The sequence below is a fragment of the Acidovorax carolinensis genome (genome assembly GCF_002157145.1).
Classification (GTDB): Bacteria; Pseudomonadota; Gammaproteobacteria; order Burkholderiales; family Burkholderiaceae_C; genus Acidovorax; species Acidovorax carolinensis.
On record NZ_CP021361.1, the window covers coordinates 2,463,890 to 2,480,121 of the forward strand.

A 16,232-nucleotide genomic window follows, 5' to 3' on the forward strand; every position below is an offset into this window, starting at 1 on the left:
GTGCCATTTCAAACCCTGAAGTCAACGCAATGTCAAGCAGATGTGCTGCAACCGACTCTAGCCCTTGGCCGAACCGCGATGACTGGCCCAGATGGCGACAGTCTATGCGCCGCTGTACCCCTCAGTGCGCGCCATGCACATGACGTCGCCTAGCTAGCTCCGGCCCCGCCGCAGCCGCGGTGTCGAGGCCACTGAGGATGCCGCATTCGGTGACCGCATGCGGTGCGATGCAGCGCGCGCGCAACGCCTTGAGGTCTGCCTCAAGCGCGCGAAGTTCCCGGATGCGCTGCGCGACGTGGCCGATGTGTTCGTCGAGCAACGTGTTGATGTCGCCACAATCCTGCGCGGGTGATTCCCGCAGCGCGAGCAGCGCGCGGATTTCGTCGAGGGTCATGTCGAGGTTGCGGCACTGCCGGACAAATGCCAGCCGCTCGACATGGACCGGCAAGTACATACGGTAGTTGTTTTCGGCACGCGCCGGAGGCGGCAGCAGACCTTCGCGCTCGTAGAAGCGGATGGTTTCAACGGGCGTTCCCGTGGCTTCGGCCAAGATTCCAATCTTCATCAGCAGCCCCTTTCCGCCTGTCTTCAAGGCAGTATGGGCTTGACTCTACACCGACTACAGGGTTTGCAATATGGGAAAGGTTAAAGGATCGTCCATGAAAAACACTCACACTGACCAAGATTATGCGGACGCTCGCAGCAACGATTGCTGCGGCGCCTGCTCCATCGACACGGCACCTATTTCCCGTGTTCCGACCGCCACGCGCGGCCGCAGTTTTCGTATCGCCACGATGGATTGCGCGGCGGAAGAGTCGGAAATCCGCCGAGCTCTCGACGGAGTTCCAGGTATCCGTGGGCTGCGCTTTCAACTCGGCCAGCGGATGCTGACCGTCGATGCTGACGAACCGTCCATTGCGCCAGCGCTGGAGGCCATTCGCAAGGTGGGGTTTGACCCCCAGCCGGTCGTTGCGGCAGGCGCAGGACAGGTGCATTCGGAGGAAGGCGGCCACGATCACGAAGGCGTCCGAGGCCAATTGCCCAAGCTGGCTGCCGCGCTGATCATGGCCATCGCTGCCGAGTTGATCGGGTATTTCGCACCGGAGACCGCAATCTGGCGCGCCGCTGGCCTCGCCGTGGCGGCGGTAGCGATCTGGCTAGCCGGCTTTGATGTCTACAAGAAGGGACTGACGGCCCTGCGGCATGGTCGCCTGAACATCAATGCGCTGATGACTGTCGCGGTGACAGGCGCGTTTGCGATCGGCCAGTGGCCCGAGGCTGCGATGGTGATGGCGCTGTATGCCATCGCTGAGGCGATCGAGGCGCGGGCAGTCGATCGCGCGCGCAATGCGATCAAGGGCCTGTTGGAGATGGCGCCTGAGCAGGCATCGGTGAGGCAAGTCGATGGCAGTTGGACTACCCTGCCGGTGGCCGAGATCGCCGTCAGTGCAGTGCTGCGCGTGAAACCCGGTGAGCGCGTGCCAATGGATGGTGTGGTGCGCTCCGGTCAGACGAGCATTAACCAGGCCCCTGTCACCGGCGAGAGTATTCCTGTCGACAAGACGGCTGGCGATACCGTCTTTGCAGGCACGATCAACGAGTCGGGCACTTTCGAGTTCGAAGTCACGGCCCTCGCATCGGAATCAACGCTTGCGCGCATCATCCACGCTGTCGAAGTAGCGCAATCGACGCGCGCGCCTACGCAGGGCTTCGTCGACCGGTTCGCGGCTGTCTATACGCCAGCCATCTTCGTGCTCGCGCTGGCGGTCGCGTTGCTCGGACCATGGCTGCTGGACTGGACCTGGATGCAGGCCATCTACAAGGCGCTCGTGCTGCTGGTCATTGCCTGTCCGTGTGCGTTGGTGATCTCGACACCGGTGACTATTGTCAGTGGGCTCGCGGCAGCCGCCCGCCGCGGCATTCTCATCAAAGGAGGTATTTACCTTGAAGAGGCGCGCAAGCTCAAGGCGATTGCGCTGGACAAGACCGGCACGATCACCGAGGGCAAGCCGAGGCTGGTGGACTGGGCCGTCGTCGATTCGCAGACGGAGTCGGCGGACGCGGAACACGTCGCCGTGGTGTTGGCCAGCCATTCCGACCATCCAGTCTCGCGCGCGATCGCGGCCGGACTGAAGCCGAATGGCGTCGAAGCGAAGAATTTCACGGCGCTGGCGGGGCGCGGTGCACAAGCAGAGGTCAGCGGCGTGAGCTATGTGCTCGGCAACCACCGTTTGATCGAAGAGCGCGGACAGTGCTCACCGGCGCTGGAGGAACGGCTGAAGCAGCACGAAGAGGCAGGCCGAACCGTCACGCTGTTGGCCAGTCCGGAGCGGGTCATCGCGTTGTTTGCCGTCGCTGACACCATCAAGCCTTCGTCTCGTGAGGCGGTCGCATCGCTGCAAGCGCTGGGCATCACTCCCGTCATGCTGACAGGCGACAACCAAGCCACGGCCACGGCTGTAGCACACGAAGCCGGCATCGAGCAGGCACGCGGCAATCTACTGCCCGAGGACAAGCTGGAAGCCATCAGGGCCTTGCAGCGAGACCTGGGGCCGACCGCGATGACCGGCGACGGCATCAACGACGCGCCCGCGCTGGCCCAGGCCGACATCGGCGTGGCGATGGGTGCGGCCGGAACCGACACAGCAATGGAAGCAGCCGACGTGGTCGTGATGAACGACGACCTGCGACGCATTGCCGAGACAGTGAAGCTCTCGCGATCGACGCACGCGGTGTTGTGGCAGAACATCACGCTGGCGCTTGGTATCAAGGCCGTCTTCCTCGTGCTTGCCCTTTTTGGCGGAGCAACGATGTGGATGGCCGTCTTCGCCGATATGGGAGCCAGCCTGCTGGTTGTGCTCAACGGGTTGCGGCTTCTGGGTGCGGTGCAGAAGGCTTGAAAGGGTCAGGCACCGTGAGTCCGATGGACGTGACGCCACCGTTTGATTCCGCCACGGTCCGCCCTCCGTGCATGCGAGCGATGGCGGCCACGATGGCCAAGCCCAGTCCGTGATTGCGGGCGGCGTTCGACCGCGCTGCATCCGCCCGGTAGAAGCGGTGGAACAGGTAGGGTAGATGTTCAGTCGGAATGGTGTGACCTTGGTTCACCACCCGTAGGGCCACCTCGTCGTCCAGCCGGTCGATCTGCACCAAGATGGTGCTGCGCTGATGCGCGTGCCGGGTTGCGTTGCCGATCAGGTTGGATAGCGCGCGCTGCAGCAGGCGCACGTCGGCCGTGCATGTGGCATCGCCGTCGATACGGACTTGAAGACCGGCTTCCTCGATGGCCGCCTCGTGCAAGTCCACCACCGCGCCCGCAACATCGGCCAGGCTGTCGACGTGTTCGCGGCGGGCCTCGGCTCCGCGGTCGGCCTGCGACAGGAAGAGCATGTCCTGCACGATCATCGACATGCGCTGGAGGTCTTCGAGATGCGAACCCAGTACATCCCGAAGCGCGTCGGCGTCGCGTGCCTTGCGCAAAGCGATCTCGGTGCCTCCCATCAAGGTTGCTAACGGCGTGAACAGTTCATGGGCAACATCGGCATTGAATGCTTCCAATTGTTCATAGGCCTTGTGCAGACGCTTCAGCAACTCATTGACATGGGCCACCAGCGGAACCAGTTCGTCGGGTTGAGCGGAGCCATCCAGAGGCTGGTGCAGGGTATCGGCCTCCAGTGCTTGGATTTGTGCCGAAAGATCGTGTACTGGACGCAGCCCGATTTGCACCAGCGTGAATCCACCGACGGCAATCACCACTGTCCCAGCAAGCGCCGCCGTGACCAGCGTGCGGGCTAAGCGCTCAAGCACGCGATCGTCCTCGCTGGCGTCCAGGATCAGCACCGCCTGGATGGAGGTGGTGCCGTTCGTGGCCTCGAACCGCATGTCGATCGTGCGGTGATCCATTGGAACGGCTGAACTGGCATAAAGAACACTGCCGTCGGCACCGCTCAGGATCACCATCACGTCCTGCTGGCCGACCATGGCGTCATTGAGCTTGTGCGTAAGCGTGTCGTTGTCCAACTCTCCCGCCTCGGCAATGAGATGGCTCACTTGGAGCTGCTTCTGCCGCAGCGTGTCCATCTGCCGCTCCTTGAAACTCAGTGCGGTGACGGTGTAGACGCCCAAGCAGATCAAGGCGAGTCCGGCCAGCGTAAGAAAGGCGAGCCAGCGGGCAAGCCGCCGTCCTAGTGATCCGGCAGGCCGCAGTCTCACGGCTGACGATCTTCGAGCATGTAGCCCATGCCACGGACTGTGTGCAGCAGCGGACGCTCGAAGGGCAGGTCGAGCTTGTTCCGCAGCCGACGCACAGCAACATCGATCACGTTCGTGCCGTAGTCGAAGTTCACGTCCCACACCTGCTCGGCGATCTCTGTGCGCGACAGTACCTCACCCTTGCGGCGCAAGAGTAGCGTCAGCAGTTGGAACTCCTTTGCCGACAGGTCGATGCGCTGGCCGGCCCGAGTAGCGCGCCGCCGCGCCAGGTCCACCTGCAAGTCCCCCAGGCACAGCACCAGCGCATCGGGTGCGGGCGCAGTGCCAGCAACGCGGCGCAGCAGCACTTCGATGCGGGCCACCAGCTCGGAAAAGGCGAACGGCTTGACGAGGTAGTCATCCGCTCCCGCCTTCAGTCCGCGCACGCGGTCCTCGATGCGATGGCGGGCCGTCAACATGATCACCGGCGTCTGCTTGCTCTGCCGCAGCGCGGCCAGCAAGCCGAAGCCATCGATGCCCGGCAACATGGTGTCGAGCACGATCAGGTCGTAACTGCCGTGCGAGGCCATGTGGAGGCCATCGATTCCGTTGGCAGCCACATCGATCGCGTAGCCTTCTTCAGAGAGCCCCTTGCGAAGATAGTCCGCGAGCTTGGCTTCGTCTTCCACGATTAGCAGCTTCATGCGTGCCGTTCCTTCCACGGTCGCTCGCAACCTGTCCAAATTGTCATCTGTACGTTCTACTCCCGTTCGGTGTCGGTTCTTACATTGTGCTCATGCCTTCGGGAATATCGATTTTTTGCAAATCACGCTGGAAAGGACCATGCAATGAAACTGACCCATCTTATCGCCCTGAAGGCCATCGTCCTGGCTACGGCGCTGCCCATGACGGCCCAGGCCGATTCGCTCTGGCATCCGGCGCCTACGGAGCAAGGCTTTACGTATCACTCCGATCACTTCAAGAGCACCAAGACACGCGCCCAGCTGATGGCCGAGGTCGATGCAGCCCGCAAGGACGGTACGCTCGCGTTGATGCAGCGTGGACGGTCGGTGCCGATCAAGAGTTCCGCAGCACCGAAGACGCGCCAGCAGGTTGTCGATGAGATGCGTAGCGAAGCACCGGAAGCACAGCGTGCGCGACTGGAACTGTATTCCGGCGGTTGACACTGCTGACACCCGCGCACTCTGCCAGAGTTTGTTTCCATGCCGCCTCGCCTCATCAAAGCGAGCAGCACCTCGCTGGGCATTGAGGTGGCCGGAGAGACACCCCCTCATCGTTGCTCCTGGACTGACATTGCTACTGCTACACTTTCTCCATGCGCCGCTGGCTCGCCATACTTCTGCTCGTACTACTGCCTACCCAGGCAACCTGGGCGGCGGTGGCTGGCTATTGCGTGCACAAGCTAGGCTCCGCGGTGAGCCATCTCGGACACCATGACCATGCTGCGCACGGCCATGCTTCCACGCTCCTCGATGAATCGGATACGACGGTTTCCAGCAGCGATGCCACGCTCGGCGTGAGTCATGACTGCGGGCACTGCCACGGGCAATACGCTGGCATGCTGCTCCGTGTCGAGTCACTGCGATTCGAACAAATACCCAGTCCATCCATCGCGGTCAACGATGAGCCATGTACTGCGTACCACTCCCTTAGACCCGAGCGCCCCAAGTGGTCTCACCTTGCCTGATCGGCGAGGCGGGGTCTTCCTTTTCTGATTCCCGTTCGCGTCCGAACGCCTGCTGACGTGGGCGTTCAGATGTGGCGCGGCCGTATGGTCGCTATTCGCCGGTCTCCCGTGTATCCCCCTCAACACTGGAGCATCGGATGTATCCGAAGACAAAAACATCAATCCGTCTGCGGCAAGCCGTACTTGCCGCTTTCTTGGCCGGCGTGAACGCCGGCGTATATGCCCAACCGGAAGCGCTCCCAGCCAACCTGAAGGACGTCTTCGACGCAGCCTGGGCGCGGCAGCCCGAATCGCAGGCGCTGCTGATGCGCCGTGATGCCGTCCAAGCGCAGCGGCGTGCGGCGGCGGCATGGACGCCCGAGCCACCCGCGCTCGAAATCAGTAACAAGACGGACCGGCTTACGCGCAACGACGGTGCCCGTGAGCTAGAGGCCGGCATCGCCATCCCTCTGTGGCTGCCAGGTGAGCGAAGCAACAGCGGTGCACTGGCAGATGCGCAGACTGCGGCCGTGGAGAGCCGTGTGGAAGCGGCGCGACTGCGACTCGCCGCCACGGTACGTGAGGCCTGGTGGAATTGGGAACGCACGCGCATCGACGCCGACATCGCACGTGGGCAACTGGACAATGCTCGCCGCATCGCCACCGACGTTGCGCGGCGCGCCAAGGCCGGCGACCTGGCGCAGGCCGACCAACACCAGGCCGACGGTGCTGTGGCCGCAGCCGAAGCGGCCGTGGCGCAGGCCGAGGCAGGAGCGACGACGGCGCAGCAGCAATTGAAGGCGCTGACCGGCAGTGTTGCCCTCGCTGCGCCTACGGGTACATCGCCTGCCGAGGTTGAACCCACCTCGTCAGACATGCCAATACACCCTGCACTCAACGAGTTGCAAGACCGTGCCGCCGTGGCCGAGCGCACCGCGGCCCTGGCCGCCAAGCAGTCGCGGGCGAACCCGGAGTTGACACTGTCCACCACGCGGGAACGTGGGGCATTCGGCGAGCGCTACGACCAAGCCATCACGGTGGGCATTCGAATTCCGTTCGGCGCAGGCCCTCGCCACGACAGCCGCGTGGCGGCTGCTCGGGCCGATGCTGTGGAAGCACAGGCCCAATTCGCGCTGGATCGTGCGCGGTTGCAGTCGGAGAGGGAGGCCGCAGAGGTCCGGGTCAATGCGGCACGCACGCAGCTTGCAGCCGCGGAACGCCGCGCCACCTTGGCTCGTGAGACGCGCGGATTCTTCGACAAATCCTTCCGCCTGGGCGAGACCGATCTTCCGACACGGCTGCGCATCGAAGCCGAAGCCACCGAGGCCGAACGGCAGGCGGCGCGCAGCCGCATAGAGCTGGCCTCGGCGATTTCCACATGGCGCCAGGCACTGGGCCTGCTGCCGCAGTGAACGGCAGGATATGAGTGAAATTGGCACCCAGAGCTTATCCATCAATCGTAAACAGCTATTAATAACGCAGCACATCCATCTGGAATCCCATCTGGAACCTTCACCATGAAACTTTCTCCCCTACTGGCGGTGCTCAGCATCGCCACGGCCCTTCTCCTGTCTCCGCTGGCGCGCGCTAGCGAAGGCCATGACCACGGCGACGCGACCCCGGCCACTACTGGCCCCGCGCTCCCACGGTTCATCGCCGTCTCCGACATCTTCGAACTTGTCGGCGTGCTCAACGGCAAGCACATCACCCTCTATCTTGACCGTACCGCTGACAACACCCCGGTGACAGACGCCCAGATCGAACTCGAAGTTGCCGGTGAAAAGTTCAAGGCCGAGAAGCACGAAGATGTTTACGAGGTCGTTCTGACGGCTGAGCCTGGGCCTGGGGTACTGCCGATCACCGCAACGGTCGCCGCAGGCAATGAGGTGGACTTGCTCGCCGGCGAACTCGATCACCACGAAGAAGCGCATACCGATGCTGCCGGGCCTTCCAAGCCTTGGACACCTTATGCGGCCTGGGCCATTGGCATAGTGGCCGCGCTTGCGGCCCTGTTCACCATTGGCCGCCGCATGGTGTCCTCCCGTCAACGCCATGCTGGAGATGCCGCATGACCTCGAAACGCATTTTTCTTGCCATAGCCATCGCTCTGTCGCTGGGTGCAGCCACTCCAGCTTTCGCCGGCGAAGGCCATGATCATGGCGACGCAGCCGCCGCGCCGAACGCCAATGGCCCACAACGCTTACCTGATGGCAGCGTGTTTCTGCCCAAGCCCGCGCAGCGGCAACTCGGCGTGCGCACCTTGCTCACCGAAGAGGCCGAGTTGCCGCGCTCGTTCGAGCTGAATGGCAAGGTGGTGATGGACCCCAACGCAGGGGGCAAGGTACAGCCACTGAATGCGGGCCGCATCGAACCGGGGCCACGAGGTCTGCCAAATCCCGGACAGGCGGTGCGCAAAGGGGAAGTGCTGGCCTATGTCGTGCCCTCGGCCGCGCCGATCGAGCGATCGAACCAGGCCGCGCAACTGGCCGAGCTGCGCGCAGCCAAGAGCCTGGCGGACAAGCGCGTCGCGCGCTTGCAGGAGCTGGCCGACACCGTGCCGCGCAAGGACATCGAGGCGGCCGAGAGCGAGGCACGCAGCCTGACCGAGCGCATCGCTGCTGTGGGTGGGGGACTTGCGACCCGCGAGGTGCTGATTGCGCCCGTCTCGGGCGTGATTGCCTCCGCCAACGCGGTGGCGGGCCAAGTAGTCGATTCCCGCGAACTCATCTTCGAAGTCATCGATCCGGCGCGGCTGCGCATCGAGGCGCTCGCCTTCGATGCGGCGATCAGCTCGGATGTCGGTAGCGCCACGCTCGCCGTCGGCAAGGAGCGCGTGCCGTTGACTTTCGTCGGTGCGGCGCACAGTCTGCGCGAACAGGCATTGCCGTTGGCCTTCCGCGCTGAAGCTGCCGCGCTGTCGGCGCTGGCGGTAGGCCAACCGGTGCGCGTCTTCGTGCAGAGCAAGAGCAAGGTAAAAGGCATCGCCGTGCCGTTGGCCTCGCTGATGAAGAACCCGGCGAATCAGAGCATTGTCTGGGTGAAGACCGCGCCTGAGCGATTCGAGCCCCGCACCGTCACGGCCGAGCCGCTGGACGGTGTGAACGTGGCGATCACGTCGGGCCTGAAGGCCGGCGACCGCGTGGCCACGCAGGGGGCCACACTGATCAACCAGGTGCGCTGAGGAGTCCGCATGTTCAAGTGGCTTCTCGACAACAGCCTGGCCAACCGGATGCTGGTGATCATCGCCAGCGTCGTGCTGATGGCCTATGGCGCCTTCACGCTGTCCCAAACGCCGGTGGACGTGTTCCCGGACCTCAACAAGCCCACGGTCACGATCATGACCGAGGCCGGCGGCATGGCCGCCGAGGAGGTGGAGCAGCTCATCACCTTCCCGCTGGAGACGACGATGAACGGGCTGCCCGGCGTCGAGTCGGTGCGTTCGACCTCGTCGGCTGGCCTGTCTTTCCTCTACGTCACGTTCAACTGGAGCACGGACATCTTCCGCGCGCGGCAGCTCGTCTCAGAGCGACTGTCGGCCATGGAGGAAGGCCTCGCCGAAGGCGTCGTGCCGCGCATGGGTCCGATCAGCTCGGTCATGGGCGAGATCATGCAGATCGCGATTCCCGTCGATCCGCAGAAGATCAGCCCGATGGCGGTGCGCGAGTACGCCGACTGGGTACTGCGTCCCCGACTGCTGTCGGTGCCGGGCGTGGCGCAGGTGATCCCGATCGGCGGCGAGGTACGGCAGTTCCAGGTACAGCCGAACACGGCCCGCATGGCCGAGCTCGGCATCACGCACGATCAGCTCGAAGCGGCGCTCAAGGGCTTTTCTGCCAACACCTCGGGTGGATTTCTGGAGTTGAACGGCCGGGAGTACCTGATCCGCAACCTCGGGCGCACCTCACGCCTGGATGATCTAAAGAACCTTGCGCTCACCGCCAGCCAGGGTCAGCCCATCCTGTTGCGCCAGATCGCCGAGGTGACCTTTGCCGCTGCCATCAAGCGTGGCGATGCCGGCTTCGAGGGCAAGCCGGCCGTGATTTTGGGCATCCAGAAGCAGCCCACCGCCGACACGATCGCCCTGACCAACGCCATCGAGGACGCGCTGACCGGGTTGAAGGCCTCGCTGCCCGCAGGCATGGAAGCGCCTCGCGTTACCTTTCGCCAGGCAAGCTTCATCGAAGCATCGATCACCACGCTTCAAGGCAAGCTGATCGGCGCGTCGGTCTTCGTCGCGGCTATCCTGTTCTTCTTCCTTGGCACACTGCGACCGACGGTCATCGCGCTGACCGCGATCCCCGTTTCGATCTTCATCACCGCCCTGGTCTTCCGCTATTTCGGCCTATCGATCAACACGATGACGCTCGGTGGCCTGGCCATCGCGATCGGCGGGCTGGTGGACGATGCCGTGGTCGGTGTGGAGAACGTGCTGCGCCGGCTGAAGGAAGACCGCGCGAAACACCCCGACAAGCGGCTACACCCGCTCGAAGTTGTGAGCCGCGCGACGATGGAAGTGCGCTCGGCCATCCTCTATGCCACGGTGATCATCGTGCTGGTCTTCATCCCTCTGTTCGCGCTGCCGGGGCTGGAAGGCAAGCTGTTCGTGCCGCTGGGCATCGCCTTCATCGTCTCGACGCTGGCCTCGCTGGTGGTGTCGGTGACGATCACGCCGGTGCTGAGCTTCTTCCTGCTGCCACGTATGAAGAACCTCGACCACGGCGACACCAAGGTGCTCGCCTGGCTGAAGGCGCGCTACCGCAACGGCCTGGAGACCGTGCTGGAACGGCCCAAAGCCGCGATCGTCGCGGCGGGTATCGCGGTCGTGGCGGCCACGGCTGCGGTGCCTTTCTTCCCGACGACCTTTCTGCCGCCCTTCAACGAAGGCACGCTGCTGATCGGCCTGCGACTGAACCCCGGCGTCACCCTATCCGAAAGCTCCGCGGTGGCGCGCCAGGCCGAGGTGCTGGTGAGCCAGGTGCCCGAGGTCACGCACGTCGGGCGGCGTAGTGGCCGCGCCGAACTGGACGAACATGCCGAGGGCGTGCATGTGAGCGAACTCGATGTCGGCCTGAAATCGACCGCCGAGCTGACGCGAAGCATGGACGAGGTTCGGGCCGACATTCGCGCGCGCCTGTCCAACCTGCCGGCTGCCATCGAGATCGGGCAACCTATTTCGCACCGCATCGATCACATGCTCTCGGGTGTGCGCTCGCAGATCGCGATCAAGATCTTCGGCGAGGACCTGGATGCGTTGCGCGGGCAAGCTGAGGCCCTGCGGCAACAGCTGGCGGCCATTCCCGGCATCGCCGACCTGCAGATCGAAAAGCAGGTGCTCGCGCCGCAGATCAAGGTGCATATCGACTACGCCGCCGCCGCGCAGTATGGCGTGCCGGCACCGCAGGTACTGACCACGCTGCAATCGTTGGTCGAGGGCGAGAAGATCACGCAGATCGTCGAGGGCGGTCGGCGCTTTGCGCTGGTGGTGAAGCTACCCGAGACCGCGCGGTCAATTGATGGGCTGAACCAGATCCTGATCGAGACGCCGACGGGACGCATACCCCTGTCAAAGATCGCGACGATCGAGGACGGCGACGGCCCCAACCAGATCAGCCGCGACGATGGCAAGCGCCGCATCGTGCTGTCGGCCAATGCGTCAGGCCGTGCGCTGTCGGAGATCGTGGCGGACATTCGCAAGGTCGTGGCTGAAACCAAGTTGCCCGAGGGGTACTTCATCACGCTGGGCGGACAGTTCCAGGCGCAGGAGGAGGCCTCGCGCCTCGTCGGCCTGCTGTCCATCGTGTCGCTGGTGCTGATGTTCGTGGTGCTGTACAGCCGCTACAAGTCGAGCACGCTTTCGGCACTGATCATGGTCAACATCCCGCTGGCATTGGTCGGCGCGGTGATCGGGTTGTGGCTGTCGGGCCAGCCCCTGTCGGTGGCCGCGCTCGTCGGCTTCATCACGCTGGCCGGCATCTCGGTGCGCAACGGCATCCTGAAGGTCAGTCACTACATCAACCTGATGCGCTTCGAGGGCGAGAGCTTCGACAAGAAGATGATCGTGCGCGGCTCGCTCGAACGGTTGAGCCCGGTGCTGATGACTGCGCTGGTCACGGCTTTCGCGCTGGCGCCGCTGCTGTTCGAGGCCGAGCAGCCTGGTACCGAGGTGCTGCATCCGGTAGCCGTGGTCATCTTCTCCGGCCTGATCAGCTCGACGCTGCTCGACACCTTCCTCACACCCGTCTTGTTCTGGCTATTCGGCCGCAAGGATGCAGAGCGGCTGGAAAACGACAAGGATGCCGAGGCGCTGTGACACCCAAACCATCCAATTTTCTTCACTTGCCCGAAAGGAAACCCATGAAAACGCATGCCACCATCGCTGCCATCAGCCTAACCTTCGCCAGCGCGGCCTTCGCCGCTGGCGGCAAGCATGACCACGCCCACGAGCACCAGCCGATGCACGGCGGCGTCGTGGTCGAGGTCAGGGACATGGACTACGAACTCGTCGCCAAGCCCGAAGCGATCCAGCTCCATGTGCGCGACCACGGCAAGCCTGCCGATGTCTCGAAGGCCAGCGCGAAAGTCACACTGTTGACCGGCGCCGAAAAGCAGGAGGTCGAGCTCCAACCGGCTGGCGATAGGCTGCAGGCCACCGGCAGCTTCAAGGTGGGCCCTGGCACCAAGGCCGTGGCGGTCGTCACGGTCAATGGCAAGGCGGCGACCGCCCGCTTCACGCTGAAGTGAAACACCCCCTGAGTCGCTTCGCACCATCCCCCCTCTCCTGCGTGAGGGGGACAACGCCGGTGGCCGGCGCAGATCCGGCCACGGCGTTCGCTGACTTGGCCGGCTCCGCGGCCTGCGGACTCCTCTTATGTTTCATGCCCTGCGGGTGGCGCGCAGCGCCATGGAAAACTGAAATGAGTGTAGTGGCTCTGCCAAGTCTCGTCTCCGGCTGGTAGTGCGCGCTCCGCGACTGGCCAGATCACGGCTCGGCTGACGGTGCTGTCGCGCTTTTGCTGCCTTCAGCGCCATGTGTGACGGCGCGTTGCAGAAAAGCAGCGCGCCGTACACAAACTATGGAGTAGATATCATGGAATTACGACATCTGCGCTACTTCCTAGTGTCCCGTCCCGCAAATAACAGGCATTAATCTTGCGTACTCATGCGGTATCTTTCTGATGGAGATATCGACATGGCGATGGGCAGACCGAAGACCGAATTGGCGTTGACCGACGACGAGCGGTCGCAGTTGCAGTCGTTTGCGCGAAGTCGCTCGTTGCCCTCGGCCCTCAGTGACAGGGCTCGCATTATTTTGAGCAGCGCTGACGGCGAAGCCAACAATTCGATCGCGCAGCGGCTCAAGCTCAGCAATGCCACGGTGGGCAAGTGGCGCACGCGCTTCATTGAGCGCCGCATCGCTGGCCTCTACGATGATGTCCGCCCAGGCAGGCCGCGTACCATCGATGACGAGAGCGTGGCCCAGTTGATCAAGACGACGTTGCACACGAAGCCGGCCAACGGTTGCACGCATTGGAGCGTGCGTTCCATGGCTGCCGAGACCCACATCTCCAAGAGCAGTGTCCAGCGCTACTTCCAGCTCTTCGGGCTGCAGCCGCATCGCACCGAAAGCTTCAAGTTGTCCCACGACCCTTTCTTCATCGAGAAGCTGCGCGACGTCGTCGGCCTCTATCTGAGCCCGCCCGACAACGCCCTGGTGATCTGTGTGGACGAGAAGAGTCAGTGCCAGGCACTTGAACGTACCCAGCCGATGTTGCCGATGGGCTTCGGATACGCCGAAGGCGTCACGCACGACTACAAACGCCATGGCACCACTACGCTGTTTGCTGCGCTGAATGTGCTCAACGGAGCCGTGCTCGCGACCTGCAAGGAACGCCATCGCCATCAGGAATTCCTGTCGTTCTTGCGCGAGATCGACAAGGCAGTGCCTGCCGATCTCGACATCCATTGCATCGTCGACAACTACGCCACTCACAGCCATCCGAAGATCAAGGCGTGGCTGGCGATACGCCCGCGTTGGCACATGCACTTCATCCCGACCTATAGCTCGTGGCTGAATCAAGTGGAGCGCTTCTTCGCTCTGATCACTGACAAAGCTATCCGCCGAGGCTCGTTCACCAGCTGAAGTCCCCTCGAATTCCTGTGCCAGTCAGAAGTAGAGGTTGGGGAACAGTTTGACACGGTACTCGACCGGGGGGATTCGGCCGAGGGCTTCGTGAGGTCGATGGTGGTTGTATCGGTGCAGCCAGTCGGCCGTCATGTCACGCACCTGCTGCAGTGAATCGAAGGCGTAGCAGTCGAGCACCTCGGTGCGGTAGGTCTTGTTGAATCGTTCGACATAAGCGTTCTGCGTCGGCTTTCCCGGCTGGATGTGATTGAGAGCAATGCCCTTGGATTTCGCCCATTCGGACAAGGCATGGGCGATGAACTCGGGGCCGTTGTCCAGGCGAATCGACAGTGGCGCACCACGTACCTCCACCAGTTCGTTCAGGGCCCGGATAACCCGTGCAGCCGGCAGGCTGGTGTCGACCTCGATGCGCAGCCCTTCGCGGTTGAATTCGTCGATGACGTTGAAGGTCCTGAACCGCCTGCCGGACCACAGCGCGTCAGACATGAAGTCGCAGCTCCAGCCCTGGTTGGGCTGGTCTGCGGCCTGCAGAGGCTGCTTGATGCGCGCTGGCAGCCGTTTCTTGCCGCGCCGCGGCAGGTTCAGCCGCATCTCGCAGTACACGCGCCAGAGCACCGTCTTGCCCCAGGGCTTGCCTTGGTGACGGGCGCTGTCGTACAGCAGGCCAAAGCCGTGACGCGGGTTCAGCGCCATGTGCGTCTGGATGAAAGTGATGACCCCGGAGTCGTCGCGTGCAACAGGCCGGTATCGCAGTGTGGAGCGGGCGATGCCGCTGGCTTGGCAGGCCCGTCGCTCGCTCATGCCGTGCTCGCTCATGAGGGCTTGAACGACCATCTCGCGACGCTCCGGGGTCAGAGCTTTCGGTCAACAACGTCCTTCAGGGCATGGTGCATCAGTGCTAGGTCGGCGTACATGCGCTTGAGCTTGGCGTTCTCGTCCTGCAACTGGCGAAGCTGCGCCAGGTGCGAGACCGTCATGCCTGAGAACTGGCTCTTCCACTTGTAGTAGGTCGGCTCGCTCACGCCATGCTTCCTGCATGTCTCGGCGACCTTGGCGCCCATCTCGACCTCCTTGAGGATGCCGACTATCTGCGCTTCAGTGAATCTGGATTTCTTCATGTAGAGACTCCGTCTGGGGGAATTCTCTACTTCCGGGTGGTTCAGGTTTTCAAGGGGACTTCAACAGCGTCAAACAACTCGTTCAGCGCATCGACCACTTCGTCGCTGCGCACAACGAGAATTGCCAACCATTTCGATGGACAGCCACCGCCGATTCCATCCTCGAAAAGCTTCACCGACTTTGCTCACGTATTACCGGGACAGGACACTAGCCGTGGCAGAAGAACTCCATTTCGCTCGCGCGGCTGAGCGGTTGCACATCGAGCAATCGCCGCTGTCGCGAGCCATCAAGGAACTGGAGGTGGAATTGGGCGCACAACTGTTCGTGCGCACCAGCCGAAGCACGCGGCTGACGCTGGCGGGAAAGCTGCTGATGGAGAGCGCGCCCCGCGTGTTCCTGGCGCTGGAGCAGGCGCGCGAGAGCGTGAAGGCTGGGGCCAATGGCTTTCACGGCCAGTTGCGCATCGCCCTGTCCGATGGCATCACACCTTCACGCCTGCCGGCGCTGCTGGCGCGCTGCCGCGAGGAAGACCCGGAGACCGAGGTTCGCCTGTTCGAGGTGCCGCTGGCCCAGCAACTCAATGGCTTGCGCGATGACCTGTATGACGCGGGCTTTTCGATGGCAGATGAAGTGGGCGACGGCATCATCGTCGAGCCAGCCTGGGAAGACGAGTTGATGGTGGCGGTGCCCGCGCGCCACCCTCTGCTGGCCTACAAGCGGGTGCCGCCGGAAGAGGTGCTGCGCCACCCGTTGGTGCTGGGCGACCCGGCGATCTGCGAGGGCCATGCCCGGCAGATCGATCGCATCCTGCGCAAGCAGGACAGAGAGCCCTTGATCGTGCAGTACGTTGCCACGTTCGACGTGATGATGACCTTTGTTTCGGCCGGCCTGGCTCTGGGGCTGGCCGGTGCAGCGCACATCGGCTCCAGCCGTGAACCGGGGGTGTTGGGCCGACCGCTGGCGGGGAAGCCACCCCTGCTGACCACCTATCTGCTGCGCCGCGACGCCGAGCCCTCGCAGCCGCTGGCCCGCTTCATCGAGCGGGTGGAGGCCCTGGGGCCGGAGTTACCTGGCCGTTAGCTCACGCCTTGA

The 16,232-nt window shown here is 63.4% G+C and carries 11 protein-coding genes and 3 pseudogenes; 10 read left to right on the forward strand and 4 right to left on the reverse strand.

Going from position 1 to position 16,232, the window contains the following annotated elements:
- Nucleotides 1-121: 121 nt before the first annotated feature.
- Nucleotides 122-565: a Cd(II)/Pb(II)-responsive transcriptional regulator gene (gene cadR, locus CBP34_RS11480; protein ID WP_019372870.1), complete on the reverse strand. Its 444-nt coding sequence runs from the start codon at nucleotides 563-565 to the stop codon at nucleotides 122-124.
- Nucleotides 566-659: 94 nt separating this feature from the next.
- On the opposite strand from cadR, the gene CBP34_RS11485 reads away from it, so the two are divergent.
- Nucleotides 660-2,900: a heavy metal translocating P-type ATPase gene (locus CBP34_RS11485; protein WP_167372733.1), complete on the forward strand. Its 2,241-nt coding sequence runs from the start codon at nucleotides 660-662 to the stop codon at nucleotides 2,898-2,900.
- Here the strand turns inward: CBP34_RS11485 and CBP34_RS11490 are convergent.
- On the reverse strand, nucleotides 2,860-4,212 hold the full coding sequence (locus CBP34_RS11490; protein WP_040435565.1) for a heavy metal sensor histidine kinase: 1,353 nt from the start codon (nucleotides 4,210-4,212) through the stop codon (nucleotides 2,860-2,862). The genes CBP34_RS11485 and CBP34_RS11490 overlap by 41 nt on opposite strands.
- A complete protein-coding gene (locus CBP34_RS11495) occupies nucleotides 4,209-4,895 on the reverse strand; it encodes a heavy metal response regulator transcription factor (RefSeq protein ID WP_088887060.1) in 687 nt (228 codons plus the stop codon). Before CBP34_RS11495 ends, CBP34_RS11490 begins: the two co-directional genes overlap by 4 nt.
- Nucleotides 4,896-5,039: 144 nt before the next feature.
- On the opposite strand from CBP34_RS11495, the gene CBP34_RS11500 reads away from it, so the two are divergent.
- The 7 genes and pseudogenes from CBP34_RS11500 to CBP34_RS11535 form a co-directional block, all read left to right on the forward strand.
- On the forward strand, nucleotides 5,040-5,375 hold the full coding sequence (locus CBP34_RS11500; RefSeq protein ID WP_088887059.1) for a DUF4148 domain-containing protein: 336 nt from the start codon (nucleotides 5,040-5,042) through the stop codon (nucleotides 5,373-5,375).
- A gap of 727 nt (nucleotides 5,376-6,102) precedes the next feature.
- Nucleotides 6,103-7,290, forward strand: a complete 1,188-nt coding sequence (locus CBP34_RS11510; protein WP_236748577.1) for a TolC family protein — start codon at nucleotides 6,103-6,105, stop codon at nucleotides 7,288-7,290.
- A 105-nt stretch (nucleotides 7,291-7,395) separates the two neighbouring features.
- Nucleotides 7,396-7,950, forward strand: coding sequence for a hypothetical protein (locus tag CBP34_RS11515; RefSeq protein ID WP_075807007.1), 555 nt, complete (start codon nucleotides 7,396-7,398; stop codon nucleotides 7,948-7,950).
- A complete protein-coding gene (locus CBP34_RS11520; protein WP_051001391.1) occupies nucleotides 7,947-9,059 on the forward strand; it encodes an efflux RND transporter periplasmic adaptor subunit in 1,113 nt (370 codons plus the stop codon). Before CBP34_RS11515 ends, CBP34_RS11520 begins: the two co-directional genes overlap by 4 nt.
- 9 nt (nucleotides 9,060-9,068) lie before the next feature.
- Nucleotides 9,069-12,188 carry an efflux RND transporter permease subunit gene (locus CBP34_RS11525; protein WP_088887057.1) on the forward strand — a complete coding sequence of 1,040 codons (3,120 nt, stop codon included), beginning with the start codon at nucleotides 9,069-9,071 and terminating at the stop codon, nucleotides 12,186-12,188.
- Between the two features lie 44 nt (nucleotides 12,189-12,232).
- The gene (locus tag CBP34_RS11530) at nucleotides 12,233-12,619 is read left to right on the forward strand and encodes a type 2 periplasmic-binding domain-containing protein (protein ID WP_019372880.1); all 387 of its coding nucleotides are present in this window, start codon (nucleotides 12,233-12,235) and stop codon (nucleotides 12,617-12,619) included.
- A 448-nt stretch (nucleotides 12,620-13,067) separates the two neighbouring features.
- A pseudogene (locus CBP34_RS11535) lies at nucleotides 13,068-14,015 on the forward strand (IS630 family transposase); the annotation flags it as partial.
- 51 nt (nucleotides 14,016-14,066) lie between these two features.
- Here CBP34_RS11535 and CBP34_RS11540 read toward each other — a convergent pair.
- Nucleotides 14,067-15,139, reverse strand: a pseudogene (locus CBP34_RS11540) (IS3 family transposase); the annotation flags it as partial.
- Nucleotides 15,140-15,189: 50 nt separating this feature from the next.
- Between CBP34_RS11540 and CBP34_RS19440 the strand changes: the two are divergent.
- Both CBP34_RS19440 and CBP34_RS11545 read left to right on the forward strand, forming a co-directional pair.
- Nucleotides 15,190-15,351, forward strand: a pseudogene (locus CBP34_RS19440) (IS630 family transposase); the annotation flags it as partial.
- Entirely contained in the window at nucleotides 15,321-16,220 is a 900-nt protein-coding gene (locus CBP34_RS11545) for a LysR family transcriptional regulator (RefSeq protein ID WP_094098085.1), read from the forward strand. The pseudogene CBP34_RS19440 and the gene CBP34_RS11545, both read left to right, overlap by 31 nt.
- The last annotated feature ends 12 nt before the right edge of the window (nucleotides 16,221-16,232 follow it).